The organism is Microbacterium sp. 22215, from assembly GCF_052045655.1.
In the GTDB taxonomy this organism is placed as follows: domain Bacteria; phylum Actinomycetota; class Actinomycetes; order Actinomycetales; family Microbacteriaceae; genus Microbacterium; species Microbacterium phyllosphaerae.
Map to the genome: position 1 here is coordinate 116,927 of NZ_JBQEPC010000009.1, position 26,656 is coordinate 143,582.

Annotated in this window: 22 protein-coding genes; 11 read left to right on the top strand and 11 right to left on the bottom strand. The window is 68.7% G+C overall.

The features are described 5' to 3' along the window. Positions 1-14: 14 nt before the first annotated feature. A complete protein-coding gene (locus ACTJKH_RS14680) occupies positions 15-2,459 on the bottom strand; it encodes a DNA gyrase/topoisomerase IV subunit A (protein ID WP_440737521.1) in 2,445 nt (814 codons plus the stop codon). A gap of 60 nt (positions 2,460-2,519) precedes the next feature. On the opposite strand from ACTJKH_RS14680, the gene ACTJKH_RS14685 reads away from it, so the two are divergent. After that, a complete protein-coding gene (locus ACTJKH_RS14685; RefSeq protein ID WP_440737522.1) occupies positions 2,520-3,641 on the top strand; it encodes an alkaline phosphatase family protein in 1,122 nt (373 codons plus the stop codon). Positions 3,642-3,684: 43 nt separating this feature from the next. Here the strand turns inward: ACTJKH_RS14685 and sepH are convergent, their stop codons facing one another. Further along, positions 3,685-4,719: a septation protein SepH gene (gene sepH, locus ACTJKH_RS14690; protein WP_440737523.1), complete on the bottom strand. Its 1,035-nt coding sequence runs from the start codon at positions 4,717-4,719 to the stop codon at positions 3,685-3,687. A gap of 196 nt (positions 4,720-4,915) precedes the next feature. Between sepH and ACTJKH_RS14695 the strand changes: the two genes are divergently transcribed. Then, the gene (locus ACTJKH_RS14695; protein WP_042540214.1) at positions 4,916-5,209 is read left to right on the top strand and encodes a DUF4193 domain-containing protein; all 294 of its coding nucleotides are present in this window, start codon (positions 4,916-4,918) and stop codon (positions 5,207-5,209) included. 85 nt (positions 5,210-5,294) lie between these two features. On the opposite strand, the gene ACTJKH_RS14700 is transcribed toward ACTJKH_RS14695, so the two are convergent. Beyond that, positions 5,295-5,759, bottom strand: coding sequence for a DUF3093 domain-containing protein (locus tag ACTJKH_RS14700; RefSeq protein WP_440737524.1), 465 nt, complete (start codon positions 5,757-5,759; stop codon positions 5,295-5,297). A gap of 12 nt (positions 5,760-5,771) precedes the next feature. Here ACTJKH_RS14700 and dut point away from each other — a divergent pair, with 12 nt between their 5' ends. The 5 genes from dut to dxs all read left to right on the top strand — a co-directional run bounded on the left by dut (position 5,772) and on the right by dxs (position 12,657). Continuing rightward, on the top strand, positions 5,772-6,245 hold the full coding sequence (gene dut, locus ACTJKH_RS14705) for a dUTP diphosphatase (protein WP_210098061.1): 474 nt from the start codon (positions 5,772-5,774) through the stop codon (positions 6,243-6,245). Continuing rightward, positions 6,238-6,825 carry a DUF3710 domain-containing protein gene (locus ACTJKH_RS14710; protein WP_440737525.1) on the top strand — a complete coding sequence of 196 codons (588 nt, stop codon included), beginning with the start codon at positions 6,238-6,240 and terminating at the stop codon, positions 6,823-6,825. The genes dut and ACTJKH_RS14710 overlap by 8 nt, the downstream gene beginning before the upstream one ends. After that, positions 6,822-7,556, top strand: coding sequence for a DUF3159 domain-containing protein (locus tag ACTJKH_RS14715; RefSeq protein WP_440737526.1), 735 nt, complete (start codon positions 6,822-6,824; stop codon positions 7,554-7,556). Before ACTJKH_RS14710 ends, ACTJKH_RS14715 begins: the two co-directional genes overlap by 4 nt. A 153-nt stretch (positions 7,557-7,709) precedes the next feature. Continuing rightward, positions 7,710-10,547, top strand: coding sequence for an aconitate hydratase (locus ACTJKH_RS14720; RefSeq protein WP_440737527.1), 2,838 nt, complete (start codon positions 7,710-7,712; stop codon positions 10,545-10,547). 169 nt (positions 10,548-10,716) lie between these two features. Continuing rightward, complete coding sequence (dxs, locus tag ACTJKH_RS14725) at positions 10,717-12,657, top strand: 1-deoxy-D-xylulose-5-phosphate synthase (protein WP_440737528.1); 1,941 nt, start codon at positions 10,717-10,719, stop codon at positions 12,655-12,657. 38 nt (positions 12,658-12,695) lie between these two features. Here dxs and ACTJKH_RS14730 read toward each other — a convergent pair whose 3' ends face one another. From ACTJKH_RS14730 to ACTJKH_RS14740, 3 genes are all read right to left on the bottom strand, one after another. Continuing rightward, positions 12,696-13,391, bottom strand: coding sequence for an SPFH domain-containing protein (locus ACTJKH_RS14730; RefSeq protein WP_210098056.1), 696 nt, complete (start codon positions 13,389-13,391; stop codon positions 12,696-12,698). A 138-nt stretch (positions 13,392-13,529) separates the two neighbouring features. After that, complete coding sequence (locus ACTJKH_RS14735; RefSeq protein WP_440737529.1) at positions 13,530-14,975, bottom strand: glycerol-3-phosphate dehydrogenase/oxidase; 1,446 nt, start codon at positions 14,973-14,975, stop codon at positions 13,530-13,532. Continuing rightward, positions 14,972-15,580, bottom strand: coding sequence for a TetR/AcrR family transcriptional regulator (locus ACTJKH_RS14740; protein WP_440737530.1), 609 nt, complete (start codon positions 15,578-15,580; stop codon positions 14,972-14,974). The genes ACTJKH_RS14735 and ACTJKH_RS14740 overlap by 4 nt, the downstream gene beginning before the upstream one ends. 20 nt (positions 15,581-15,600) lie before the next feature. Between ACTJKH_RS14740 and ACTJKH_RS14745 the strand changes: the two genes are divergently transcribed. Genes ACTJKH_RS14745 through ACTJKH_RS14755 form a run of 3 tightly spaced genes read left to right on the top strand, consistent with a single transcriptional unit; the run spans position 15,601 to position 19,790 of the window. Continuing rightward, positions 15,601-17,223, top strand: coding sequence for an FAD-binding oxidoreductase (locus tag ACTJKH_RS14745; RefSeq protein WP_440737531.1), 1,623 nt, complete (start codon positions 15,601-15,603; stop codon positions 17,221-17,223). Position 17,224: 1 nt separating this feature from the next. After that, positions 17,225-18,139 carry a diacylglycerol kinase family protein gene (locus tag ACTJKH_RS14750; RefSeq protein ID WP_440737532.1) on the top strand — a complete coding sequence of 305 codons (915 nt, stop codon included), beginning with the start codon at positions 17,225-17,227 and terminating at the stop codon, positions 18,137-18,139. Then, positions 18,132-19,790, top strand: coding sequence for a GMC oxidoreductase (locus ACTJKH_RS14755; RefSeq protein ID WP_440737533.1), 1,659 nt, complete (start codon positions 18,132-18,134; stop codon positions 19,788-19,790). Before ACTJKH_RS14750 ends, ACTJKH_RS14755 begins: the two co-directional genes overlap by 8 nt. Before the next feature lie 43 nt (positions 19,791-19,833). Here ACTJKH_RS14755 and ACTJKH_RS14760 read toward each other — a convergent pair whose 3' ends face one another. The 4 genes from ACTJKH_RS14760 to ACTJKH_RS14775 all read right to left on the bottom strand — a co-directional run bounded on the left by ACTJKH_RS14760 (position 19,834) and on the right by ACTJKH_RS14775 (position 25,046). Beyond that, entirely contained in the window at positions 19,834-21,993 is a 2,160-nt protein-coding gene (locus ACTJKH_RS14760) for a 3-hydroxyacyl-CoA dehydrogenase NAD-binding domain-containing protein (RefSeq protein ID WP_440737534.1), read from the bottom strand. Between the two features lie 6 nt (positions 21,994-21,999). Beyond that, positions 22,000-23,205 carry a thiolase family protein gene (locus tag ACTJKH_RS14765; RefSeq protein WP_440737535.1) on the bottom strand — a complete coding sequence of 402 codons (1,206 nt, stop codon included), beginning with the start codon at positions 23,203-23,205 and terminating at the stop codon, positions 22,000-22,002. Between the two features lie 73 nt (positions 23,206-23,278). Continuing rightward, entirely contained in the window at positions 23,279-24,472 is a 1,194-nt protein-coding gene (locus tag ACTJKH_RS14770) for an HRDC domain-containing protein (RefSeq protein WP_440737536.1), read from the bottom strand. Further along, a complete protein-coding gene (locus ACTJKH_RS14775; RefSeq protein WP_210098048.1) occupies positions 24,465-25,046 on the bottom strand; it encodes a DUF3000 family protein in 582 nt (193 codons plus the stop codon). The genes ACTJKH_RS14770 and ACTJKH_RS14775 overlap by 8 nt, the downstream gene beginning before the upstream one ends. Before the next feature lie 25 nt (positions 25,047-25,071). Here ACTJKH_RS14775 and ACTJKH_RS14780 point away from each other — a divergent pair, with 25 nt between their 5' ends. Beyond that, entirely contained in the window at positions 25,072-26,226 is a 1,155-nt protein-coding gene (locus tag ACTJKH_RS14780) for an alpha/beta hydrolase family protein (RefSeq protein WP_440737537.1), read from the top strand. On the opposite strand, the gene ACTJKH_RS14785 is transcribed toward ACTJKH_RS14780, so the two are convergent. Beyond that, on the bottom strand, positions 26,210-26,641 hold the full coding sequence (locus ACTJKH_RS14785) for a SufE family protein (RefSeq protein WP_210098046.1): 432 nt from the start codon (positions 26,639-26,641) through the stop codon (positions 26,210-26,212). The genes ACTJKH_RS14780 and ACTJKH_RS14785 overlap by 17 nt on opposite strands. Between the last annotated feature and the right edge of the window lie 15 nt (positions 26,642-26,656).

Genomic DNA, 26,656 nt, shown 5'->3' on the forward strand with positions numbered 1-26,656 from the left:
CGCGCAGGCTGGGCTCAGACCAGGGTGCGGCCGATGCTGCCGATCACGCCGTCGATCGGCTGGCCCGAGGCGTCACGTCGGGCACCCGCGTCGGGAAGCTTGCGCACGGCGCCGGTCGGGTCGACCGCCTGTGCCGGGGTCGGTCCGACCCACGCGACCGTCAGACGATCTTCGCCCTTCAGGAAGGCATGGGCGCGCACGCCGCCGGTCGCCCGACCCTTCGAGGGGTACTCGGCGAACGATGACACCTTCGCACGACCGGGCTCGGTGCCGGGCAGGCTGCTGTCGCCACCCGACACCGTGGCGACCACGGCGTCTATGTCGGGTGCCACGGCGCCGAAGAACAGCACGGACGCCCCCGCTCCCAGCTTGACGCCGGCCATGCCGCCTGCGGGCGCACCCTGGGGGCGGACGGTGGATGCGGAGAAGCGGAGCAGCTGCGCGTCGGTCGTCACGAAGACGAGATCAGCATCGTCGTTCGCTTCGACGGCGCCGACGACGGTGTCACCGGGCTTCATGCCGATGACCTCGAGATCGGGACGCACGGGCAGGGTCGAGGGGACGATCCGCTTGACCGTTCCCTGAGCCGTGCCGAGGGCGATCGGCGTGTCACTGTCGAAGCGCACGAATCCGAGGATCCGCTCTCCTCGGGTGGTGATCCCGAGATAGTCGCGCAGCGGTGCGCCGGCCGCCAGCTGGACCGACGACGACGGCACCGACGGAAGGTCGACCGGAGAGAAACGCAGCACGCGGCCCTCCGTGGTCAACGCGCCGATCTCAGCACGGACCGTCGTCTCGAGCGTCGTCAGGATCGCGTCGTGCTTGCTGCGACGGGGCGGCAGCGAAAGCTCCTGACCCTCACCGAGGTCGACGCGCACGGCACGGCCCGTCGTCGACAGCACGAGCACCGTCGGGGCGTCCGCGATCTGGAGGTCGGCCGCGGCGCCCTTGGACGCTCGGGGCTTCGGGGGAGCGGCGTTCATCAGGAGCGTGCGGCGAGGAGTGCCGTACGCGTCGGCCGCGGCATCCAGCTCCTTCGCGACCGCAGCGCGGAGCAGCACATCGCTGCCGAGCAGCTCACGCAGCGCGGCGATCTCGGCGAGAAGCGCATCGCGCTCGGTCTCGAGCTCGATGCGGGAGAACTTCGTCAGTCGGCGCAGACGCAGTTCGAGGATGTACTCGGCCTGCAGCTCGCTGAGGTCGAACACCGACCGCAGTCGCGTGCGCGCCTGCTCGGAGTCGTCGGACGAGCGGATGACCTGGATGACCTCGTCGATGTCGAGGATCGCGATGAGCAGGCCCTCGACCAGGTGGAGGCGTTCCTCCCGTCGAGCGAGCCGGTACCTGCTGCGCCGGGTGATGACCTCGAGGCGGTGCGCCACGTAGACGCGGAGCATCTCCTTGAGCCCCAGTGTGCGGGGCTGTCCGTCGACCAGGGCGACGTTGTTGATGCTGAACGAGTCCTCGAGGGGCGTCAGCCGGTACAGCTGCTCGAGCACGGCGTTGGGATCGAATCCCGTCTTGATGCCGATCGCGACGCGGAGACCGTGATTGCGGTCCGTGAGATCCGTGACGTCGCTGATGCCCTGCAGCTTCTTCGCCTGCACCGCATCGCGGATCTTCTCGATCAGACGTTCGGGGCCGACCATGTACGGCAGCTCCGACACGATGATGCCGGTGCGCCGTGGGCCGAGCGGCTCGATCGAGACCTTGCCTCGTACCTTCAGAGCCCCGCGACCGTTGGTGTACGCATCCCTGACGCCGTCGAGCCCCATCAGGATGCCGCCGGAGGGGAAGTCGGGCCCCGGCACGAACTCCATGAGCTCTTCGGTCGTGGCGTCGGGATTCTCGAGCAGATGCGTGGCGGCTGCGACGACCTCGATCAGGTTGTGCGGCGCCATGTTGGTCGCCATGCCGACGGCGATGCCGCTCGCGCCGTTCACCAGGAGGTTCGGGAACGCGGCGGGCAGCACGGAGGGCTGCTGGAACTGGCCGTCGTAGTTCGGGATGAAGTCGACGACGTCCTCGTCGAGGTTCTCCGTGAGCGCCATCGCCGGGGAGGCCAGACGCGCCTCGGTGTACCTTGCCGCCGCGGGCCCGTCGTCGAGCGAACCGAAGTTGCCGTGTCCGTCGACGAGCGGAACACGCAGCGCCCACTCCTGGGCGAGGCGCACGAGTGCGTCGTAGATCGCGGAGTCACCGTGCGGGTGCAGCTTTCCCATGACCTCGCCGACGACGCGGGCGCTCTTGACGTGGCCGCGGTCGGGACGCAGGCCCATCTCGGCCATCTGGTAGAGGATGCGGCGCTGGACCGGCTTGAGTCCGTCCCTGGCATCCGGCAGCGCACGGGAGTAGATCACCGAGTACGCGTACTCGAGGAAGGAACCCTGCATCTCGGTTTCGAGATCGATGTCCTGGATTCTCTCCGGGGCGAGCTCGGGAGGCGGGGTCTTCGGCATGGCCATCCTGAATGGGTGCGAGGCTGAGGGCGTACGGGAGCCTGTGTCAGACTGGCTCGGATGCCCATCATTCTACCGTCCGAGTCGCCCGCAGCCCGGAGCGTCGTCGGGGTGGCGGACGACGTGTTCGCCGCTCTCCGCGGCGAATCCGCGGCCCTGCAGCGCGCTGAATCCGTCGTGCTCGTGCTCATCGACGGACTCGGCGCCATCAGCCTGCGCGCCCACGCCGGACACGCCAGGGGGCTGACGGCGGGCATGGCGAAGAAGGACGTGGCGCAGTCGGTGTTCCCATCGACCACCGCGGCGGCGCTCACGAGCATCCTCACCGGGGCATGGCCGGGGCAGCACGGACTGGTCGGGTACCGCGTGCTCGACCCCGCACAGGGCGTCCTGGTGAACCAGCTCACCGGCTGGGAATCCGAGGGCCTGGATCCCGCCACCTGGCAGGCCGCGCCGACCATCTTCGAGCGGGCCCGCGCCGAGGGCAGGCCGGCTTTCGCCGTCGGCGTCGCCGCGTACGCGGCCAGCGGCTTCACACGCGCCACGTTGCGCGGCGCCGACTTCGTCGCAGCACAGACACCCGCGGAGCGCGTCGAGGTCGCCTACGAGCTGGCCGAACGGCACCCCGGCTCCGTGGTCTACTGCTACCTCCCTGAGGCCGACAAGGCCGGTCACCGGTACGGACTCGACTCCGTGCAGTGGGTGTCGGCACTCGAAGAGATCGACGCTGCGCTGTCTCGGCGTGTGCCGCCGGGCGTCGGTGTGCTCGTCACGTCGGATCACGGCATGGTGGATGTGCCGGCGCACCGACAGATCGTGCTCGAGGCCGAGCACCTCGAGGGAGTGCGGCACTTCGGCGGAGAACCCCGGATGCTGCACGTCTACCTCGAGCCCGATGTCGACGCCTCCGAGGTGGCGGATCGGTGGACGAGGGACCTCGACGGGCGGGCCGATGTGGGCACCCGAGGTGAGGTGATCGCCTCGGGGCTGTTCGGGCCGGAGGTGAGCGATGCCGCCTCGTCGAGGATCGGCGATCTCCTCGTCGTGGCCAGGGGCAACGGCGCGGTGTACGACGGCACGGCGCACGATCAGCGCAGCCGCGGCATGATCGGTCAGCACGGCGGTCTCACTCCGGAGGAGCGTCAGGTGCCGCTGCTGCGGTTCGGAGCCTTCGCCCGTTGACGGACGTCGCGACGGCCCTTCTCGCCGGCGCTACTCGTCGGCGTTACTCGTCGGTGCGAGCCCCGAAGACGATCTCGTCCCACGACGGCATCGCATTGCGGCGCTTGCGGCGGCCGCTGTTCTCGGTGGAGGGTTCGGGGGCGACTTCGGGCTCGTCGTCTTCCGGCTCGGAGCTGTCGAAGGCGTCGAACAGTGCGATGGGGTTGCGGTCGGTCTCGTCCTCATCGGACGATTCGAGGACCGGGGCCGTCTCCCGCTGACCGCGCCGACGGCGCAGAGCCTCGAGCAGATCGGCGGTCTCGGGGCTCGTGGTCGCGGAGTCGGGTGCGCGCTTGATCGCCGCGTCCTGGACCGCCGCCGTCGACCGCTCGGGCGGAGCGACCTCGTCGCTCTCGAACTCGGCAGCAGCGACGAGGCGCGGGCCGAAGGCTCCGGAGTCGAAGCGGCTCTCATCCTTGTACGGCGAGGCCTGTCGCTCGGCCTCGACAGCACGAAGGCGAGGGATGAGGCCCTCGGGGAGCGAACCCTGCCGCGACAGCTGGGTCGCGTCAGCGTTGAGCGGCGACAGCGCGCTGCGTCGGGGATCGAAGCTCCAGCGCGCGTCATGGTCGACGTCGCTCGCGGTGAACTCGAGCTTGATGATCCAGCCGCTCTCGCCCTTCCAGCTCGCCCAGCGCTCGGCTGAGGCCTCGACCTCGGAGAGCTTGGCGCGGATGGCGGTGCCGAAGGTCGGCTGAGCGTCGGGCTCGACATCGCTGCCGATGAGGACGGGCACCGCGAGGGCCTGGCCGATCACGTGTTCGCGCTCAGCGAGAACCGGCGCTTCGAAGCGGATGACGTCGTCGACGCTGATGCCGAGGAGCTCGGCCACTTCGGGCGCGGTGAGACCCGCACGGATCTGCGCCTGGATGTCACGCGGACTCGCCGCGAGCCGCTGAGCCGTGGGTTCGCTCTGGCGTGTCGCCCGCCGGATCTCCCGGTGCAGGACGTCGTCGATGGGCAGCGCGAAGCGCTCGCCCGACTCTGTCGCGAGTACGAGCAGACCTGCTTCTGTGCCGACGATGGTGACGTTTTCCATGCGAATGCCCCTCTGATGGGTGTGCATTCATGGTGTCACGCGGGGTGCCTCCGAGCCGGGAATACTCTGGGCGTGCCGTGAGTTTGGTCTGTCGCACGCACGGGCATTTGCTTATTGCTCCGCAGTCGTGCAAACTATGGCCGCCGATTACCCCGACGGCGCACCACCCACTCGCATGAAAGTGGAGATTCACCACATGGCAACCGACTACGACGCCCCCCGCAAGAGTGAAGACGACTCCGAGTCGATCGAAGCCCTCAAGGAGCGTGTGCCGGACAAGCTCTCCGGCTCTTCGGGAGACGAGGATGCGGACAATCCGTCCAGCTTCGATCTTCCCGGAGCCGACCTTTCCGATCTCGAGCTCGATGTCGTCGTGCTGCCCGCGCAGCAGGACGAATTCACCTGCATGAACTGCTTCCTGGTGAAGCACCGTTCTCAGCTCGACCACGAGGGAGCCTCCGGCCCCATCTGCAAGGAGTGCGCCGCCTGAGCGCACCGTAGCGAGAATTCACGCGCCCCCGACCTTCCGGTCAGGGGCGCGTCGTTCTTTCGGCGGTCGTCGGCCGCGCGCTGGGTCAGGCCTGCGATGCGGTGATCGCGGCCGCGAGGCGGTCGGGAGTCCTGCTCGAGATGGTCCAGGTGTCGACCGGGTCGTCCGGGTCGATGTTGGGCACGACGACCACGCCGTCGACGCCGCCGCGGATGAGGTGCCATCCGCGAGCGGGCAGCCCCGGTCCGCGCGCCTGGCGCGCATCCTCGTCGGTCAGAGCCGTCGGCCGGCCGAGGTGTCGAGTCTCGATGTGGGCTCTGCCCGCACGAAGGACCTGGCCGTCGACCGAGACCACCGGAGTGAAGAAGATGAAGGCGACCACGAGCAGCGCCGAGACGGCGGCTCCGACGATCAACGCGATCGTGGAGCCGACGGGGACGAAGATGAGCGCGACCATCGGGCCGGCGAGAGCGACCGTCACCAGCAGCCACAGGCTGGGGGACAGTCTCTCGCGGTAGCGGGTCCGCGTGTCAGGAGCGATGTTCTGCATTAGCCTCGTGGGGTGACTGATTCGGTTGATGTCCCCATTATCGCCTCTGTGGTGCCCGGCTACGCCCACCCCGGCGATGCCGGAGCGGATCTGGTGTCGGCCGAGGCCGTCCACCTGGGCCCCGGGGAGCGTGCGCTCGTCGCGACGGGCGTGCGCATCGCACTGCCCGAGGGATACGCGGCATTCGTGGTGCCGCGCAGCGGCCTCGCCGCCAAGCACGGGATCTCGATCGTCAACTCGCCGGGCACGGTCGATGCCGGGTACCGGGGCGAGATCAAGGTGAGCCTGATCAACACCGACATCCGCAGCGCGTACGATGTGGCCGTCGGCGATCGCATCGCGCAGCTGATCGTGATGCCCGTGACGCGTGCGACGTTCATCCCGGTCGAGGAGCTTCCCGAGAGCGTCCGCGGCGAGGGTGGCTTCGGCTCGACCGGCTACCAGGCAGGATCCCATTCCCCTTCGGCAGGACACACCAATGACTGACAACAACGCGACGCCATCGAAGTCGGCTCCGGACGACCGTGCGACCCAGGGTCCCTTCGACGACTCCGAGGCGAACCCGGTCCGCCCGTACATCGACCTCGGCGGGATCAAGATCCTGCCGCGCGAGGGCCTCAACCTCCGATTGGAGGTCGAGGAGCAGTCCAAGCGGATCGTCGCCGTCGGCCTCGACTACGCCGACTCCTCGCTGCAGGTGCAGCCGTTCGCCGCACCGCGCTCCGGTGGCCTGTGGGACGAGACCCGCGTGCAGCTGCGCGATCAGGTCCGCTCGCAGGGTGGTCGCGTGGAGGAACGTGAGGGCTCCCTCGGCAAGGAACTGCTCGCCGAGGTGCCGGCCGCCGCGAACGAGGGCTCCGAGCTTCGGCTCGCCCGATTCATCGGCATCGACGGCCCCCGCTGGTTCCTCCGCGGAGTGATCGGTGGCGCCGCCACCTCCGATCTCGAGGCCGCTGCCAAGGTCGAGGACCTCTTCCGGTCGATCGTGGTCGTCCGCGGTGGCGCTCCGATGCCGCCGCGCGACCTGATCCCGCTGAAGATGCCCGCCACCCCCGGCTCGGCGTGAGCATCCCGGCCTCCCAGCCCGATCGCGAACAGAGCGCGTCGGACATCGTCGGAGCGGCCCTCGGGGGCGCAGCTCGCCGCGCAGGGCTCGACCCGAACGAGAGCGGCGCGACCCACAAGGTGGTGTGGTCGGCGATCGGCGGGTGGCGAGGCATCCTCGAGTCCGTCCTGCCGAGCCTCGCGTTCGTCATCCTCTTCACGATCCGTCCCGAGCCTCTGATCCTCCCGCTGGGGGTCTCGGTCGGTCTCGCGGCCGTCTTCACCGTGGTGCGACTGGTGCAGAAGTCGCCGCCGTCCGCCGCGATCGGCGGTCTGGTCGCCGNGGCCGCGGCCGCAGCGCTCGCTCTGTGGACAGGACGGGGTGAGGACAACTTCGTTCCCGGATTGATCACGAACGCCGTATACGGATCGGCGATGCTCGTCTCCGCTCTGATCGGATGGTCGCTCATCGGCCTCGCGGTCGGATTCCTGATGGGGGAGGGCACCGCCTGGCGCGGCGACCGCCGCAAGCGGCGCGCCTTCCTCTGGCTCGGAGTCGCCTGGGCCGCACTCTTCTTCGCTCGGCTCGCCGTGCAGCTGCCGTTGTACCTCGCCGGTGACGTCACGGCACTCGGAACACTGAAGCTGATCATGGGCCTGCCCCTGTTCGCGCCCCTGATCGCAGTCACCTGGCTCGTCGTGCGCGCGCTGTATCCGCGCGCGTCGGATGCCGAGGCGCCTGCGCAGTCGTGATAGATTTATCTTGACATCAAGATAAATTGCAGGCTTTCGCCTGGAGGCTGAGCGGAGCAGACTGGTTAGGTCTGCCTTGCTAGCCGCAGGGGCTCGCTGGCGAGCAAGATGGAGGCGCCTGTCGCTCCCATCCGAATAGAAGGAGACGGATTCGTGTCCACGGTGAACAGCTTCGGTGCCAAGAGCACCCTGACGGTCGGCAGCACCGACTACGAGATCTTCCGCATCGACACGGTGCCCGGTTTCGACAAGCTCCCGTTCAGCCTCAAGGTGCTCCTTGAGAACCTGCTTCGCACCGAGGACGGCGCGAATGTGACGAAGGCGCAGATCGAAGCACTGGGTTCATGGGATGCTGCGGCAGAACCGAGCACCGAGATCCAGTTCACGCCGGCCCGCGTGGTCATGCAGGACTTCACCGGTGTTCCGTGCATCGTCGATCTCGCCACCATGCGCGAGGCCGTCACGGCGCTCGGCGGCGATGCGAACAAGATCAACCCGCTCTCGCCGGCAGAGATGGTCATCGACCACTCGGTCATCGCCGATCTCTTCGGCTCCGAGAACGCGCTCGAGCGCAACGTCGAGATCGAGTACGAGCGCAACGGCGAGCGCTATCAGTTCCTCCGCTGGGGCCAGACGGCCTTCAGCGACTTCAAGGTCGTCCCGCCCGGAACGGGCATCGTGCACCAGGTGAACATCGAGCACCTGGCCAAGGTCATCTACGACCGCGACGTCGACGGCGTGCTGCGCGCGTACCCCGACACCTGCGTCGGCACCGACTCGCACACCACGATGGTCAACGGCCTGGGTGTGCTGGGCTGGGGCGTCGGCGGCATCGAGGCCGAGGCTGCGATGCTCGGCCAGCCCGTGTCGATGCTCATCCCGCGCGTCGTCGGATTCAAGCTCTCGGGCGAGATCCCGGCCGGCGTGACGGCGACCGACGTCGTGCTCACCATCACCGACCTGCTGCGCAAGCACGGCGTCGTCGGCAAGTTCGTCGAGTTCTACGGCGAGGGCGTGGCATCCGTGCCGCTGGCCAACCGTGCCACGATCGGAAACATGTCGCCGGAGTTCGGCTCCACCGCCGCGATCTTCCCGATCGACGACGTCACGCTCGACTACCTGCGCCTGACCGGTCGCAGCGACGAGGCCGTCGCACTCGTCGAGGCGTACGCCAAGGAGCAGAAGCTCTGGCACGACGCCTCTCACGAGCCCACCTTCAGCGAGTACCTCGAGCTCGACCTCGGCACCGTCGTGCCGTCGATCGCAGGCCCGAAGCGCCCGCAGGACCGCATCCTCCTCTCCGAGGCGAAGTCGCAGTTCGAGCACGACATCCTCTCGTACGCCTCGGCATCGACCTCGGACTCCGTCGTCGACCTCGAGTCGAAGCACTCCTTCCCGGCATCCGACCCCGGTTCGGTGCCCGGCGAGGAGGAGCCGACCACGACGCGTCCGGTGCACATCAACAGCGGCGCCCCCGCCAACGCCTCCAAGCCCGTGCCGGTCACCACGCCGTCGGGTGAGAAGTACATCCTCGACAACGGTGCCGTCACGCTCGCGGCGATCACGTCGTGCACGAACACCTCGAACCCGTCGGTCATGATCGCCGCAGGGCTTGTCGCCCGCAAGGCGCTCGAGAAGGGCCTCAAGCAGAAGCCGTGGGTCAAGACGACACTCGGCCCCGGCTCGAAGGTCGTCACGGACTACTACGAGAAGTCCGGACTCGACAAGGACCTCGAGGGTCTCGGCTTCTACACCGTCGGCTACGGCTGCACGATCTGCATCGGCAACTCGGGCCCCCTGATCGAAGAGGTCTCCGCGGCCATCAACGACCACGACCTCGCGGTGACCGCCGTGCTCTCGGGCAACCGCAACTTCGAGGGGCGCATCAGCCCCGACGTGAAGATGAACTACCTGGCCAGCCCGCCACTGGTCATCGCCTATGCGCTCGCGGGGTCGATGCACTTCGACTTCGAGAACGACGCGCTCGGCAAGGGCACCGACGGCGAAGACGTCTTCCTCAAGGACATCTGGCCCACGCCGGCCGAGGTTCAGGAGCTGGTCGACTCGTCGATCTCCCGCGAGCAGTTCATCAAGCAGTACGCGACCGTCTTCGACGGTGACGAGCGCTGGCGCAGCCTGCCCACTCCGGACGACGACATCTTCCAGTGGGACGAGAACTCGACGTACGTGCGCAAGGCGCCCTACTTCGACGGGATGACGATGGAGCTCACCCCGGTGCGCGACATCGAGGGCGCGCGCGTCATGGCGACCCTGGGCGACTCGGTCACCACCGACCACATCTCGCCCGCCGGAAACATCAAGGCCGGCACGCCCGCCGCTCAGTACCTCACCGAGCACGGCGTCGACCGCAAGGACTTCAACTCCTTCGGTTCGCGTCGAGGCAACCATGAGGTCATGATCCGCGGAACGTTCGCGAACATCCGTCTGAAGAACATGATGGTCTCGGCCGTCAACGACGGCCAGGTCGTCGAGGGCGGATACACCCGCGACTTCACCCAGGAGGGCGGCCCGCAGTCGTACATCTACGACGCGAGCATGAACTACCAGGAGCAGGGCACCCCTCTCGTCATCTTCGGTGGCAAGGAGTACGGCTCCGGCTCGTCGCGCGACTGGGCGGCCAAGGGCACGAGCCTGCTGGGCGTCAAGGCGGTCATCACCGAGAGCTTCGAGCGCATCCACCGCTCGAACCTGATCGGCATGGGCGTCGTCCCGCTGCAGTTCCCGGCCAGCGAGAGCTGGGAGTCGCTGGGTCTCGACGGTACCGAGGTCGTCTCGATCTCCGGTCTCGAGGAGCTCAACAACGGCACGACACCGAAGACGGTCCGCGTGACCGCCACCCCGACCGTCGACTCGCCCGAGGGCAAGCAGGTCGTGGAGTTCGACGCGGTCGTCCGCATCGACACCCCCGGTGAGGCGGACTACTACCGCAACGGCGGCATCCTGCAGTACGTGCTGCGTTCGCTGGTCTGATCGCACGCTCGGACAGGGCTCGGTTCTCCGGAACCGGGCCCTTTCCGCGTCTCAGGGCCGGTGTCAAGGGGGAGTCGCTCTCCGAGCTTTCCCGGATGCCCGGGGTAGGATCGAGCAGGCGTCCGTACTGGAATCGGATGCCGCGAACGGTGCCTATGAGGAGGTGCAGATGCCGATTCTTCCGAGCATCTCAGGACCCCGTGACCTCGACTCTCTGTCCGAGGACCAGCTCATCGAGCTCGCAGGGGAGATCCGCGAGTTCCTCGTCGAGAACGTCTCTCGTACGGGTGGCCACCTGGGTCCGAACCTCGGCGTCGTCGAACTGACGATCGCGCTGCATCGTGTCTTCTCGTCTCCCGACGACCCCTTCATCTTCGACACCGGTCACCAGTCGTATGTGCACAAGCTGCTGACCGGCCGTCAGGACTTCTCGTCGTTGCGCGTCCGCGGAGGGCTCGCAGGCTACCCGCAGCGCTCCGAGAGCCCGCACGACGTCGTCGAGTCGTCCCACGCATCGAGCTCTTTGAGCTGGGCGGACGGCGTCTCACGTGCCCTCACCGCGACCGGTCGTGCAGATCGCCATGTGGTCGCGGTGGTCGGCGACGGCGCCTTGACCGGCGGTATGACGTGGGAGGCGCTCAACAACATCTCCGACGACAACGACCGCAATCTCGTCATCGTGGTCAACGACAACGGACGCTCGTACGCGCCGACCATCGGCGGTATGTCGCGCTACCTCAATCGGGTGCGCACCGCCGCGGCGTACAAGGAGCTGCACCACAAGTCGGATCGCCTCTTCCGCGCCTTCGGACCCGTCGGCCGCGCCGTCTTCCGCGGTGTGCGGGGAGGGACCCACGGCTTCCTCTCGCGCTTCACGAACAACGAAGCCCTGTATTCCAATCTCGACATCAAGTACCTCGGCCCGGTCGACGGACACGACCTTCCCGCGCTGCTCGAGACCCTCGAGCTCGCGAAGTCGTTCGGTGCTCCCGTCATCGTGCACGCCATCACCGAGAAGGGGCGCGGCTACCAGCCGGCTCGCGACGACGAGGCCGATCAGTTCCATGCCGTCGGGCGCATAGATCCGACCACGGGCGAGACCCTCTCGTCGAGCGGGACCGGCTGGACCGACGTGTTCTCCGACGCGCTCGTCTCGGTCGGAGAACGACGCTCCGACGTCATCGCGATGACGGCCGCGATGCTGCGCCCGACAGGACTCGCTCCGTTCGCCGAGCGGTTCCCCGACCGTGTGTACGACGTGGGGATCGCCGAGCAGCACGCCGTGGCATCCGCGGCAGGGCTCGCGTTCGGCGGCCTGCACCCGGTCGTCGCCCTGTACGCGACCTTCATGGGCCGCGCCTTCGATCAGGTGCTCATGGATGTCGCCCTGCACCGCGCAGGCGTCACCTTCGTCCTCGATCGCGCGGGAGTGACCGGTCCCGACGGGCCCAGCCACCACGGCATGTGGGACCTCGCGATGCTGCAGATCGTCCCGCACATCCGCATCGCCGCCCCGCGAGACGGAGCGCGCCTGCAGGAGGCGCTCGACGAGGCAGTGCTCGTCGAGGATGCACCGACCGTGATCCGCTTCCCGAAGGGCGACGTCGCGCCCGAGCTGCCCGCCGTCGAACGCCTGCACGACGGTGTCGACGTGCTCGCCCGCGGCGAGTCCGAAGATGTGCTGCTCGTGGCGATCGGCCCGTTCGCCGCTCTCGCGATGGACGTCGCCGAGCGTCTCCGTGCCCAGGGAATCGGAGCGACGGTCATCGACCCCCGCTGGGCGATCCCGGTGCAGCCCTCGATCGTCAGCATGGCGGCGCGTCATCGCCTCGTCATCACGCTCGAAGACGGAATCCGCGTGGGAGGCATCGGCACGCGCGTGCGTCAGGTGCTCCGCGAGGCGGGCATCGACACGGCGGTCGACGAGCTGGGTCTGCCCGACGAGTTCATCGATCACGCCTCGCGCGATCAGATCCTCGCGGATGCCGGGCTCACGGCATCCAAGATCGCGCAGGACGTCGTCGCCCAGGTTCTCGGCACTCGCATCCCGGTCGCCCGCCAGTCGGGAGAGACCGGCACGGTCGACGTTCCGCTGCACGAGCGGAGCTGATCCCCGGCAGCCGCGGCCGAGATCCGGGCCGCGCGCCGTCAGTTGAGGGCGTGGAGCGCCGCGACGGCCTCGGCGCCACGGTCCGCATCGCGGAGCGCGGTGGAGAGCAGGTAGCCGTCGGTCAGCGCATCCCCCGTGACCATGACGCGGACGAGCTCGACCCCGCACGAGCGTCGCACCTCGTCGGCGCTGGCGGCGATCACCCGTGTGTTGATCTCGTCGTTGTGCGGCAGCTCGGCGCCGTCGAGGCCCCGGATGACGTCTCGGAGCGCCGCCCCGACGATGTTCGACGCGCGCTCGTTCACGTTCACGACGTCGAGCTCGAACACCCGGAGATCTCGGCCGGTCGGCAGCGGTCTCCACTCGAACGACGCATGCACGCGATGCTGATGCCCGCTCGCTCCGGTCATCTCGCGGGCGGGCAGGTCCGTCGCGCGGCAGCGGACGTCGATGAGCTTGTACCAGTAGAACAGCGGGAAGGCCCCGTGCGATCCGGGATCGAGCACGACGACCTCGCCGACCGCGCCCCCGCGTGAGGTGGGCCGACGCTGCGGCCTGTTGCGGATGATCGGCTTGCCGTTGCGGGTGCGGATCGCCGCCCACCCTTCATCCACCGTGACGACGAAGATCTTCAGCAGGGCCGGGACGACCAGCAGGATGGTGAGGATCGCCGTGCCGGTCTTGAACAGACCTGACATTCCCTTACCGCCCAGCATCGTGAGGAGCATGTCCATGACACCACTGTGCCCCCTCGAGTGCGGCATCACGGCCTCGTGCGAGCCTCTGGCTCCGGTGTTCACGCGCTGTTCCCGCGGCGTTCCCCGCGGCGCCCCGAGGTGGATACGCCGCCGGCTCGGCCGGCCTCGGGCCTGTCAGGCGAGCTCGGCCAGTACCTCCGAGATCAGGGCTTCCACTGCGGGTCTGGCGCGGTCACGGTCTGCGTCGACGAGGCCGACGCGGGTGCGTCGATCGAGGACATCGTCGACGGTCATCGCGCCCTCCGCGCGTACGGCGAAGTCGATCTGCGAGCGTGACGGGCCCTCATCGTCCGGGACCTCCTGCATCACACGAGCGGTGTCGGTGAGCCGGAGGGATGCCGTCGTGCTCCGCCCGGCATTCAGGCCGCTCGCGCGTGACGCGAGATCGACAGCATCCTCGGCCATCCGGCGATACGTGGTCAGCTTGCCGCCGAGGACGCTGATGAACCCGGCCTCGGAGACGGCGACCATATGTCGGCGGGAGATGTCCGCGGTGGCATCGGCGCCGGTGTCGACGAGTGGGCGGAGCCCCGCGAAGGCACCACGCACCCGGTCGCGCGTGATCGGCTCCTCGAGCACCCGGTTCAGGGTCGAGAGCAGGAAGGAGATCTCACCCTCGGTCGGGGTCGCGATCGGCGGCACGGGTCCTGGGGCGTCCTCGTCGGTGAGACCGACGATCACGCGTCCACTCTGCTGCGGCAGGGCGAACACGTACCGGCTGATCGACCCCTCATGCGGGATGGTGAGCGCCGCCGAGGGTCGTCCGAGGTCGGAGGCATCGAGCACGATGTGCGTTCCACGGCTGGGCCGCATGGTGATCGACTCGTCGAGGGTGCCGGCCCACACCCCCGTGGCATTGATCACGCTGCGGGCGCGGATGTCGAGGGTCTCGCCGGTCAGGACATCTTCGGCGATCGCTCCGTCGCGTCGCAGCTCCCGTGCCCGGACCCGGGTGAGGATGCGTGCGCCCAGACTCGCGGCCGTGCGGGCGACGGTCACGACCAGTCGCGCATCATCGACGAGCTGGCCGTCGTACGACAGCATGCCTCCGCGAAGCCCTCGGCGGTCGAGAGCCGGGACCAGATCATGCGCGGCGCGGGCGGAGATGATCCGTGGGGCGGGCAGGATCGCGCGGGGTGTTCGTGCGCGCAGCCGCAGCAGGTCACCCATGGTCATGCCGGCGGCGCCGGCCGCGCGTTGTCGAGCGGTCACCCCGGAGGCGAAAGGAAGGAGCTGGCCGAGCGGTCGGATGAGGTGCGGAGCGATGACCGTCATCAGCAGGTGCCGCTCGAAAGCACTCTCCTTCGCGGTCGCCAGATCGCCCGTGGCGAGATACCGGAGCCCGCCGTGCACGAGCTTCGAGCTGAATCGGCTCGTGCCGAATGCGAGGTCATCCGCTTCGAGCAGCGTGACGGTCAGCCCCCGGGCCGCGGCGTCGAGCGCGACTCCCGTACCGGTGATCCCTCCGCCGATCACGAGCACGTCGACGACCTCCTCGGCGGCCCGAGCGAGTTCGACGGCCCGACGCGCGACGTTGAGGTCGGGGGAGTGGGCGTTCACGGCCGGAGCAGCCCGTCGAGAGCGGCGCGCAGCTCGCGCTCCCACGATTCCTCGGAGATGAGCTCCGAGACCGTGCCGTGCGAGAGCACCGCCGATTGCGCGATGAGCAGCAGCATCACCGCGATCGCGTCCGCGTCTCCCGTCCTCACCGTGCCGCCCTGCTGTGCTGCACGGATCGCCGCGGCGAGCCAGCTCAGGATCAGGCGCTGACTCGATCCGACACGCTGCAGCGTGTAGCGGGTGAAGACCTCCGGCTCGTCCGCGAGCAACCGCCCGTAGACCTCGTCAGTCCGGAAGAGGACCGAGAAACGAAGCACATCGTCGACGAGATCGGGTCGGGTGAACGGCTCGGTCGGGAACTGCGAGACGATGCCGGCGACCCGGCGGAGCAGAGCTGCCCGTACGACGTCGTCGGCGTCGCTCCAGCTGCGGTAGATCGTGGGTCGGCTGTGGCCTGCACGGCGTGCGAGCTCGGCGATCGTCACTCCGTGCACGCCTCGGCGGCTGATCAATTCGTCGGCCGCGTCGAGGATGCGCGACTGGGTGGCATCCCAGTGCGGCTGCTCCGCGAGTGGCGCTTCGGCAATCGCTTGACGTTCTTCCATGATCTGTCACACTGTAACGCATGGGTCAGGAGAACGGCAGAGTCGCCGAGCGATCGGAGATGCGGTGGAACGGCTGGGGCGACCCCGCGAAGGCCGGTGATCTGCCGCGTGCCGTGCGCGCGCTTCTCCCGCTGCTGCTCGGACGGATCCGAAAGCCGGAGGTGCCGGTCGAGCTCGCGGACGTGCAGCTCGAGACCTCTGCGCTGCTGCCTGCCGACATTCATGCGTTCACCGATGTCGTCGGCACCGGCCACGTCGACGTGTCGTCTGAGGCCCGGATCCGCCACGCGGGCGGGCGCTCGACACCCGATCTGCTTCGGCGACGACGACTCCATCAGACAGCACCGGACGCGGTGGTCCGACCCGGCGATCACGACCAGGTCGCTGCCGTGCTCGGAGTCGCGGCTGCTCGCGGCGTCGCGGTGATTCCCTTCGGCGGCGGGACGAGCGTGGTCGGCGCCCTCGATCCCGAGCGCGGGAGCCACCACGCCGTGGTCAGCCTCGACCTGCGTCGACTCACCGGTCTTCTCCGGCTCGACGAGGTGAGCGGTGAAGCCGTCCTCGCCGCAGGAACCACCGGGCCGGACGCGGAGGCACTGCTCACCGCGCACGGGTATGAACTCGGGCACTACCCGCAGAGCTTCCGCTACGCGACGATCGGCGGGTTCGCTGCGGCGCGGTCGTCGGGGCAGAATTCCGCGGGTCACGGTCGCTTCGACACGATGGTCACCGGCATCCGGGTGGCCACGCCGACCGGTGACATCGATCTCGGGAGATCACCGGGGTCGGCCGCGGGTCCCGACCTCATCCGTGTGTTCCTCGGCTCCGAGGGCATCTTCGGGGTGATCACCGAAGTCCGCGTGCGGATCCATCCGATCCCTCGTGACCGTGTGCTCGAGTCCTGGACGTTCCCGGATTTCACCGCGGGCGTGGACGCCTTGCGGCAGGTGGCACAGCAGGGCGGCGGGCCGACCGTGATCCGACTGTCCGACGAGGCTGAGACCGCGGTCAGCCTGGCGCAGGTGGGCCGGATCGGCAAGGCACTCTCGAAGGGTGCCGAGGTCGTCACCGTCTACGAAGGCGAGGGCATCGGTGCGCGGCGGGCGCGGACGTCGGCGTCGCTGGCCGCGGCCGGCGGAACCTCGTCGGGCGCATCGGGCGCTGAGGACTGGCTGGACGGACGCTTCGACGGTCCCTATCTGCGTGATGCGCTGCTGGACGCCGGGGTGTTCTGCGAGACGCTCGAGACGGCGACCACCTGGTCGAACCTCCATGCGCTCAAGTCGGCGGTTGCCGCGGCGCTTCGAGACGGATTCTCGGATGCCGGCGCCAAGTCGTACGTCATGTGCCATGTCTCCCACATCTACCCGACGGGGGCATCGCTGTACTTCACGGTGCTGGCCGGCATCCGGTCAGACCCTCTGGCGGCGTGGGCTCGGGTGAAGACGCGTGCGAACGACGCGATCATCGCGACCGGCGGCACGATCAGCCACCACCACGCCGTCGGCCGCGATCACGCCCCGTGGCTGGAGCAGGAGATCGGCGAGACCGGCGTGCGGATCCTGGCCGCGATCAAGCGCGAGCTCGACCCCACGGGGATCCTCAACCCCGGTGCCGTGATCTCGTCTGATCGGACGCGATGACATGGCAGACCACATCGCTGTGCTGTCGAACCCCTTCGCGGGCAAGGGACGCGGTGGGCGCGAGGCCGACGCGGCACTGGCCCACCTGCGGGGTCGTGGCGCGGACATCCGCGTCTTCAGCGGCGACTCTGCGGCGTCGAGCCGGGTGCTGGCGGCGCAGGCGCTCGGCGAGGATCCACGAGTGCTGGTCGTCGTCGGCGGAGACGGCACGCTCTCAGGCATCCTCGACATGGTCTGTTCGGCTGCGGTACCCGTCGCGCTCGTGCCCGCCGGAACGGGGAACGATCTCGCACGGGCGCTCGGCCTTCCTCGGCACGACCCGGTCGCAGCGGCAGAGGTCGCCCTCTCGGGAGTCTCGCGGGCGATCGATGTCGGAGAGATCCGCACTGCGGATCGCGTCGCACCTTTTCTCACGATCGCGGCCCTCGGTTTCGACGCGAAGGTCAGCGATCGCACGAACCGGCTCCGATGGCCGCACGGGGTGCTTCGCTACTACCTCGCTGTCGTGATCGAGCTCCTGCGTCTTCGTCCGATGGAGTTCACCGTGTCGCTCGACGGTTCGGACCCTGTCGCGGCTCCGGGCACGCTCGTCGCGGTCGGCAACACGGCGAGCTACGGGGGCGGGATGCCGGTGTGCGCCGGTGCGAGCGCCGACGACGGTCTGCTCGATCTCGTGCAGGTCGCGCCGCTGAGCAGGCGTCGTCTGCTGCGGCTGTTCCCGTTGCTGCTGCGAGGAACGCACCTGACGCGTCGAGAGGTCGTTCACCGGCGCGTTCGCTCGGTGAGGGTGAGCGCGCCGGGACTCGTCGTCTACGCCGACGGTGAGCGCCTCGGCGAGGACGACTGCACGATCGGGATCCGACCGGCCGCGCTGACCGTCCTGGTGCCCGCGACGACGGAGGAGGATCATGCGTGATGCGGGTACGACCACGCGCGGTGATTCCGCGTTCGATGAGGACGTGGTCGTGATCGGCTCCGGGTTCGGCGGGTCGGTCTCCGCGCTGCGGCTCGTCGACAAGGGGTACCGGGTGCTGGTCTACGAGGCGGGACGTCGGTTCGAAGACGAGGACTTCGCGAAGACCAGCTGGGACGTGCGCCGATACCTGTGGGCACCGGCTCTCGGCTGCTTCGGCATCCAGCGCATCCATCGCCTGCCGCACGTGATGATCCTCGCCGGAGCGGGCGTGGGCGGAGGATCCTTGAACTACGCGAACACGCTGTACCAGCCGGGCGGAGCGTTCTTCACGGACCCTCAGTGGAGTGCGCTCGCGAACTGGGATGCCGAGCTGTCGCCGCACTACGCGACGGCGAAGCGGATGCTGGGCGTGGTCGAGCGGTATCCCCACTCCGGTCCCGTCGAGCGCATCATGGCGGGGGCCGCCGAGGACCTCGGCGTCGGAGACACGTTCCGACGCGCGCCTGTCGGCGTCTGGTTCGGAAAGCCGGGGGAGCGCACAGCCGATCCCTTCTTCGACGGAGAGGGCCCGGATCGCACCGGCTGCACGCTCTGCGGCAACTGCATGGTCGGGTGCCGGGTCGGCGCGAAGAACACGCTTATGAAGAACTACCTCGCACTCGCGGAGCGCCGCGGGGCGGTGATCGAGCCGCTCCGCACGGTCACCGAGGTGCGCGAGCTCGCGGGCGGCGGCTTCGCCGTGACGACCGAGCGCAGCGGAGCCTGGCTCAGGCGGGAGCGCCGCACCGTGCGGGCGCGTCAGGTCGTGCTGGCCGCGGGCACCTGGGGCACGCAGCAGCTGCTGCATCGCATGAAGCAGAGCGGTGCGCTCCCTCGCATCTCGGATGCCGTGGGGCGCCTCACCAGGACGAACTCCGAAGCGCTCGACGGCGCGATCGCGACCGAGGTTCCGACTTCTCTCGAGCTCGCCAAGGGCGTCGCCATCACGACCTCCTTCCACGTCGACGAGCGCACCCATGTCGAGAACGTGCGCTACGGACCCGGGTCCAACCTGATGGGCGCACTGGCGTCGATCATGGTGCCGGGAGGTGCGTCGCTCGGTCGTCGGCTGGGCACTCTCGTGGGGCGATTCCTGCGGGCGCCGATTCGACAGGTGCGCCTGGCGTCGCTTCGGCACTGGAGCGAACGCGGCATCATCGCGCTCGTCATGCAGACCGTCGACAACTCGCTCACGCTGTCACTGCGTCGACGATTCGGCCGCCTGGTCATGACGAGCAGGCAGGGGCACGGCGAGCCGAACCCGAGCCATCTGCCGCAGGCGCACCGAGCGGCCGCGGCGATCGCCGCCCGAGTGCAGAAGGAGGGCGGAGTGCCCGCAGAGGCGCGGGGCTCGTGGCCTGAGGTCTTCGGCATCCCGCTCACCGCGCACTTCCTCGGCGGTGCCGTCATCTCGGCGTCGCCGGAGACCGGTGTCGTCGATCGATACCACCGCGTGTGGGGGCACCCGGGGCTGCACGTCGTCGACGGGGCGGCGGTCCCCGCGAATCCGGGCGTGAACCCCTCGTTGACGATCACCGCGCTCGCAGAGCGCGCCATGTCGTTCTGGCCACGCTCCGGCGACGTCGACGGGCGCCCCGTTCAGCAGACATGACGACGGGGGCCGCGCCGAGCGCGACCCCCGTCGATGCATCCGATCAGCGGCTCTCGATACCGCGGATCTGCGGCGTGTGGAACTCTCCGCCGAAGGCGCGCTCCGAGGCGCCCTCACGATCGAGGTAGGGCGAGGCCCCACCGTCGATGAACGGCCAGCCGGCGCCGAGGATGAGGCACAGATCGATGTCCTCGACCTCGGGTACGACCCCCTCGTCGAGCATGAGCTTGATCTCGCTCGCGAGACCGTCCTGCACCCGCTGCAGGATCGTCTCGGCCGACGCGGGAGTCTTGCCGACGGCGGGCTTCAGCAGCTTCTCGGCCTGCTTCGTCCAGCCGGTGACCCGACCTCCCTTGTCCTTCTCGATCACCGCGTCGAGCTCCGCGAGGGCGTGGAAGTTCTCGTTCGCGTAGAAGCGCTCCGGGAACGCGTGCGCCATCGTGTCCTGCACGTGAGCGGCGACCTTCCATCCGACCAGGTCGATCAGCTGGAACGGTCCCATCGGCAGTCCGAGCGGCGCGAACGCCTTCTCGACATCCGTGATCGGAGTGCCTTCGTACACCGCGCGCGCTGCCTCACCCATGACCTTGGCCAGCAGGCGGTTCACCACGAATCCGGGGGCGTCAGCGGTGAGCACCGCGTTCTTGCCCAGGTTCTTCGCGACGACGAACGCGGTCGACAGTGCCGCCTCGGACGTCGTCGGCGTCTTCACGATCTCGATCAGCGGCATCACGGCGACCGGGTTGAAGAAGTGGAAGCCGACGAGGCGCTCGGGGTGAGCGAGCTTCGCACCGATCTCCTCGACCGACAGCGACGAGGTGTTGGTCGCGAGGATCGCGTCCTCGGCGATGATCTTCTCGATCTCACCGAAGACCTGCTGCTTGACTCCGACCTCCTCGAACACGGCCTCGATGACGAAGTCGCAGTCCGCGTACAGGCTCTTGTCGGTCGTGCCGGTGACGAGCGCACGCAGCTTGTTCGCGGAGTCCGTGTCCAGGCGGCCCTTGCCCTCGAGCTTGCCGATCTCCTCGTGGATGTAGGCGACGCCCTTGTCGACGCGCGCCTGGTCGAGGTCGGTGATCAGCACGGGCACCTGGAGCTTGCGCACGAAAAGCAGCGCGAACTGGCTCGCCATGAGCCCCGCCCCGATGATGCCGACCTTGGTGACCTTCTTCGCGAGAGCCTTGTCGGGCGCGCCGACGGGACGCTTGGCGCGCTTCTGCACGAGATCGAACGCGTACATGGATGCCGCGAACTGGTCGCCCGTCACGAGCTCGGCGAGAGCCTCGTCCTCTCGGGCGAAGCCCTCGGCCTTGGTGCCGCTCTTCGCCTTGTCGAGCAGCTCGAGTGCGGCGTACGGCGACTTCGGCACGGTCCCGATCTTCGATTCGAGCATCCCGCGCGCCATCTTGACGGCGATCGGCCACTTGGTGAGTCGCTCGATCTTTCCTGGTTCGTTCCTGCGCTCGACCTTCTTGCCGCCGAGCACCGCGTCCGCCCAGGCGAGCGAGTTCTCGAGGTAGTTCGCCGCGGGGAAGATCGCATCGACGATGCCCAGGTCGAACGCCTGCTGCGGCTTCAGCATCCGGTTCTGCTTCAGCGGATTCGAGATGACGACCTCGAGGGCATTCTCGATGCCGATCAGGTTGGGCAGCAGGTAGGCGCCACCCCAGCCGGGGATGATCCCGAGGAAGACCTCGGGCAGCGCGATCGCCGCGGCGGACGCGTCGACCGTGCGATAGCTGGAGTTCAGCGCGATCTCGAGGCCGCCACCGAGCGCGAGCCCGTTCACGAACGCGAACGAGGGAACGCCGAGCTCGCCGAACTTGCCCAGCACCTTGTGGCCGAGCTGCGCGATCAGGCGGGCGTTGTCACGCGAGCCGACCTTGCTGATGTCGGAGAGGTCGGCACCTGCGGCCAGGATGTACTGCTTGCCGGTGATGCCGACCGCCTGGATCTCCCCGGCGGCGGCGCGGACGGCGAGGCCGTCGAGCGTCTCGCCGAGAGCGGTGAGCGTCGCCGGACCCAGCGTGTTCGGCCGCGTGTGGTCGCGTCCGTTGTCGAGGGTGATCAGCGCGAGGACCTTGCCCGAGGCGAGGCGGATGTCGCGCACGGGGGAGTGCGTGATCACCTCACCCTCGGTGAGGGCCTGGATCGGGGAGAAGTCGACGTTCGCGTACTGTTCGGAAATCGAGTGTGCCATCGGCGCTTACTTCCTCTTCTTGCCGTCGAAGTGCGGGTTCTCCCAGATGACGGAGCCGCCCTGTCCGAGACCGACGCACATGGCCGTCAGGCCGTAGCGCACGTCAGGGCGCTCGGCGAACTGCGCCGCGAGCTGGATCATCAGACGCACACCGGATGCCGCGAGCGGGTGTCCGAGTGCGATCGCCCCGCCCCACTGGTTGACGCGGGGATCGTCGTCGGCGATCCCGAAGTGGTCGAGCAGTGAGATGACCTGGATCGCGAAAGCTTCGTTGAGCTCGAACAGGCCGATGTCGGCGATGGTCAGCCCGGCCTTCTTCAGGGCCTTCTCGGTCGAGGGGATCGGGCCGATGCCCATGATCTCGGGCTGGACGCCCGCGAAGGCGAACGACACCATGCGCATCTTCGGGGCGAGCCCGAACTCCTTCACGGCGCCGCCTCCGGCGAGCAGCGACATCGTCGCGCCGTCGGTCAGGGGAGACGAGGTGCCGGCGGTCACGCGACCGTGCGGACGGAACGGCGTCTTGAGAGCCGCGAGGTCCTCCATCGTCGTCTGGGGGCGACGGCCCTCATCCTCCGTGGCGAGGCCCCAGGCTCCGTCGGCGCTCTTGGTCGCGACGGACACGAGATCGGGCTGGATCTTGCCGGCGTCGTAGGCGGCCTGCACCTTGTGCTGGCTGAGCATGCCGAACCGGTCGGAGCGCTCCTTGGTGAGGTGCGGGAAGCGATCGAAGATGCGCTCCGCCGTGACGCCCATGTTCAGGGCGCCCGGGTCGACCATCTTCTCCGCCACGAAACGCGGGTTGGGGTCTGCATTGCCGCCGATCGGGTGGTGACCCATGTGCTCGACGCCGCCGGCGAGGGCGAAGTCGTACATGCCCACACCGATGGACGCGCCCATGGTCGTGACGCTGGTCATCGCTCCGGCGCACATGCGCTCGACGGCGAGGCCGGGAACCGTCTGCGGGAGCCCGGCGAGGATGGCCACCGAGCGTCCCAGGGTCAGGCCCTGGTCGCCCGTCTGACTCGTCGCCGCGATGGCGACATCGTCGATGCGGTCGGCAGGCACGGCCGCGTTCCGCTCCATCAGGCCGATGGTCGCCTTCACGGCGAGGTCATCAGCGCGGGTGTTCCAGTACATGCCCTTTTCGCCGGCGCGCCCGAAGGGGGTGCGCACTCCATCGACGAAGAAGACGTCCGAGATCTCGGCCACTCTGCCTCCAAGTTTGTGCGGTGGCCTCAGTCTAGGGAGGGCCGGAAACCGGGAGGAATCGCTTGGATCGAACCTACGAAGCGGTCGGGGGCGTCTCGTCGGGCGTTTGCGCGGCTTCTACAAAGGCGTCGGCGATCTTCTGTGCAGTCTGTGCAATCTGCCACGGACGCGCACCGAGGGCGGCGAGGGCGTCGCCGATGGCCTCCGGGGTCGTTCCGGGGACGTCCCAGGCCACGCGGCGAAGGTAGTCCGGGGTCAGCAGGTTCTCGGTCGGCATCCCGAGTTCCTCTGCTGTCGCCTCGATCACGGGGCGTGCGGCCTTGAGTCGAGCATCAGCCTCGGGGTTGCGGTCGGACCAGGCGCGAGGGGGCGGGAGGGCATCACTGGGAACGCGCTCGCGAGGAAGCTCCTCCGTCGCACGCCCGTCGACGAACGCCTGCCACCAGCGGTCGAGCTGCGTGCGGCTCGCGCGACCCTGGAAGTCCTTGACACCGGCGAGCGCCTGCTTGCTCTGCGGGTTCGCCAGAACGGCCGCGATCAGCGACCGGTCGGGAACGAGTCGACCGGGAGAGACGTCCTGATCCTGAGCGAAGGCCTCTCGTGCCTGCCAGAGCGATCGCGCGACCGCGAGATTGCGGGCTCCGCGTACCTGGTGGAGTCCGCTCAGCCGGCGCCACGGGTCCTCGCGCGGCGGTTTGGGGAGTCGCGTGAGGGTCGCGGCGAACTCCTCTGCGGCGAACTCCGTCTTGCCCTGCTCCTCGAGCTCGGCCTCGAGCGCCTCGTAGACGTCGATCAGGTGGAGTACATCGAGAGCCGCGTACTCGAGCCAGGCCGCGGGGAGCGGACGGGTGGACCAGTCCGCGGCCGAATGCTCCTTCTTCAGCGTGATGCCCAGGGTGTTCTCGACGACGGCGGCGAGACCGACGCGCTCATGCCCGAGCAGGCGCGAGGCGAGCTCGGTGTCGAAGATCGACGGGGGGAGCAGATCCAGTTCGCGCAGCGAGGGGAGGTCCTGGCTGGCGGCGTGGAAGATCCACTGCACGTCGCCGATCGCCTCCTGGAGGGGGCTGAAGTCGCCCAGGGCCGGCGGGTCGAAGAGGAACACCCCCGCGTCGCGGCGGAACACCTGCACGAGGTAGGCGCGCTGGGAGTAGCGGAATCCGGATGCCCGCTCGACGTCGACGGCGACAGGGCCTGTGCCTGCGGCGAGTGCGGCGCACGCCGCACGGAACTCCGAGACGTCGGAGATCACGGAGTATTCAGTCACGTGCTGCCTTTCGCGCGCCGATCACGGCGATGCCCTCGGAACCGGGCGGAAGACCCGCCAGCATCCCGACCAGTTCCACCCATGCTTCGACGTGCGGTCGGAACGGGCCATCGGGTGTCCAGGACGCCCTCAACTCTATCTGGGCGCCGTCCCCTTCGACCGCGAGGGAACCGAAGCCCTTCGAGAGGGTCTTGGTCGATGTGCCGGACGCGGAGTGATATCCGGCACCACGGGAGTCGAGGGCGTCGACCAGCCAGGACCACGTCACGTCGGCGAGGAGAGGGTCGGTGCCGATCTCCGTCTCCAGTGGCGCCTGGGCGAAGATGATGATCCGCCATGCGCCGTCCCACGCGGACGGCGAGTCCGGATCGTGCAGCAGCACGAACCGGCCCGTCCCGTAGGCGGACTCGCCCTCGTCGTCCGGGCGGACGTCGGCGGCGAGCGCGAGGGCGTGCGGGGCGAGGCCTTGCGGCGTGGGGATCTCACGGATCGTGATGTCCGCGCGGAACGCGATATCACGCAGCTCAGCCACTGCGGCGTCGAAGATCGTCCCGGCATCGGGGTGTGCGGTCACGGCAACAGGCTAGAGTCAGGAAGCGATGAAGAGTCTCAGGCACGCCGTTGCGCTCCTTGTCCCTGCACTGCTCGCTCTCGGGGCGGCGATGGCTCTGCTCGTGCTCAGCATCGCCCGACGGGTCGTGATTCCTGCGAAGCGTCCTGCCGATGCAGAGATCCTCGCGGTCGACACGGGCGCCCAGACGATCGAGCTGACCCGCACGCGTGACACCGAGCTGCCGGGTCGATACGGCCTGTTCACGTCGGGCACCTACGGCTACGTGAAGCTCGGTGCGGTGCTCAGCGCCGATGCCACCACGGTGCGCCGCAAGCTGCTCACGCAGATCGAGCCGGGTGCACGGGTCGATCGGACTGCGGCGTTCAGCGGCTGGTACTACGCCACGCCGAGTGAACTCCACCTCCGCTGGGAGAACGTGCTCATCGGATCGCCCGCGGGCCCCTGCCCCGCGTGGTTCTTCCCGGCGGAGTCGTCGACCTGGGTCGTGCAGGTGCACGGGCGGGGCGTCACTCGCGCCGAGTGCCTTCGTGCGGTGCCGGTGCTGCATGCGGCCGGCTTCCCGAATCTGGTCGTGTCCTACCGGAACGACGGTGAGGCCCCTCGCAGCCGCAGCGGCGCCTACGCCCTGGGTGCCTCGGAGTGGCGCGACGTCGACGCCGCGATCGCGTATGCGCTGCGCCACGGCGCCGATCGGGTGATCCTGATGGGCTGGTCGATGGGCGGGGCCGTCGCGCTGCAGACGGCGGTCAACTCGGGCAATCGCGATCGCATCGCCGGGCTGATCCTCGAGTCGCCCGTCGTCGACTGGCGCACGGTGCTGCGATTCCAGGCACGGGGGGCCGGGATGCGCGCTCCGCTGCCCGACCTCGCGATGAGCGCTCTCTCGCTGCCGCTCACGGCACGGCTCAGCGGCGCCGACGACGCGATCCCGTTCGACCGGCTCGACATGGTCGCCCGCGCCGAGGAACTGTCGGTCCCGATCCTCATCCTGCACAGCGACGATGACGGGTTCGTCCCCGCCGACGCCTCGCACGCACTGCAGGAGGCCAGGCCGGACCTGGTGACGATGCCGCCGTTCTCGGGGGCGCGTCACACCAAGCTGTGGAACTATGACCAGGCGGGCTGGAGCGACGCCATCACCGAATGGCTCCGCACGCAGGGCTTCAGCGCTTCTGCGTGACCTGCTTCTTGGCACGCATCAGCATCCCGGTCATTCCGCCGATGCGCAGCGGTGAGACGGCTTTCGTGAGTCCGATCGACTGCGGGTAGTCGTCGGGGATCGCCAGCACCTCGTCGGCCGTGAGGCCGGTGATGCCCTGCACGAGGATGCTCGCGAAACCGCGGGTCGTCGGTGCCTCGGGCGGAGCGGTCGCGTGCATGGTCACGATCCCGTCGTTCACCTCGACGTAGATGTAGACGGGCGACTGGCACTCGGCCACGCGCTCGCACATCTCGGGGTGGTTCGCGACCTCCTCGGAGACCTCGGGCAGCTCGTCCGAGTACTCCAACAGGAGCAGCAGGCGATCTGCCTCAGGGGTCTCGAGGAATCCGTCGCGGATCTCGGCGAGGGTGTCAGGAACTTCGCTGGTGCTCATCCCTGTCATTGTCAC

Bases quoted from the DNA above. Each gene is read 5' to 3' on its own strand.
- ACTJKH_RS14680 (WP_440737521.1), bottom strand. From the start codon at position 2,459: ATGCCGAAGACCCCGCCTCCCGAGCTCGCCCCGGAGAGAATCCAGGAC.
- ACTJKH_RS14685 (WP_440737522.1), top strand. From the start codon at position 2,520: ATGCCCATCATTCTACCGTCCGAGTCGCCCGCAGCCCGGAGCGTCGTC.
- sepH (WP_440737523.1), bottom strand. From the start codon at position 4,719: ATGGAAAACGTCACCATCGTCGGCACAGAAGCAGGTCTGCTCGTACTC.
- ACTJKH_RS14695 (WP_042540214.1), top strand. From the start codon at position 4,916: ATGGCAACCGACTACGACGCCCCCCGCAAGAGTGAAGACGACTCCGAG.
- ACTJKH_RS14700 (WP_440737524.1), bottom strand. From the start codon at position 5,759: ATGCAGAACATCGCTCCTGACACGCGGACCCGCTACCGCGAGAGACTG.
- ACTJKH_RS14710 (WP_440737525.1), top strand. From the start codon at position 6,238: ATGACTGACAACAACGCGACGCCATCGAAGTCGGCTCCGGACGACCGT.
- dxs (WP_440737528.1), top strand. From the start codon at position 10,717: ATGCCGATTCTTCCGAGCATCTCAGGACCCCGTGACCTCGACTCTCTG.
- ACTJKH_RS14730 (WP_210098056.1), bottom strand. From the start codon at position 13,391: ATGGACATGCTCCTCACGATGCTGGGCGGTAAGGGAATGTCAGGTCTG.
- ACTJKH_RS14740 (WP_440737530.1), bottom strand. From the start codon at position 15,580: ATGGAAGAACGTCAAGCGATTGCCGAAGCGCCACTCGCGGAGCAGCCG.
- ACTJKH_RS14745 (WP_440737531.1), top strand. From the start codon at position 15,601: ATGGGTCAGGAGAACGGCAGAGTCGCCGAGCGATCGGAGATGCGGTGG.
- ACTJKH_RS14750 (WP_440737532.1), top strand. From the start codon at position 17,225: ATGGCAGACCACATCGCTGTGCTGTCGAACCCCTTCGCGGGCAAGGGA.
- ACTJKH_RS14755 (WP_440737533.1), top strand. From the start codon at position 18,132: ATGCGTGATGCGGGTACGACCACGCGCGGTGATTCCGCGTTCGATGAG.
- ACTJKH_RS14760 (WP_440737534.1), bottom strand. From the start codon at position 21,993: ATGGCACACTCGATTTCCGAACAGTACGCGAACGTCGACTTCTCCCCG.
- ACTJKH_RS14780 (WP_440737537.1), top strand. From the start codon at position 25,072: ATGAAGAGTCTCAGGCACGCCGTTGCGCTCCTTGTCCCTGCACTGCTC.
- ACTJKH_RS14785 (WP_210098046.1), bottom strand. From the start codon at position 26,641: ATGAGCACCAGCGAAGTTCCTGACACCCTCGCCGAGATCCGCGACGGA.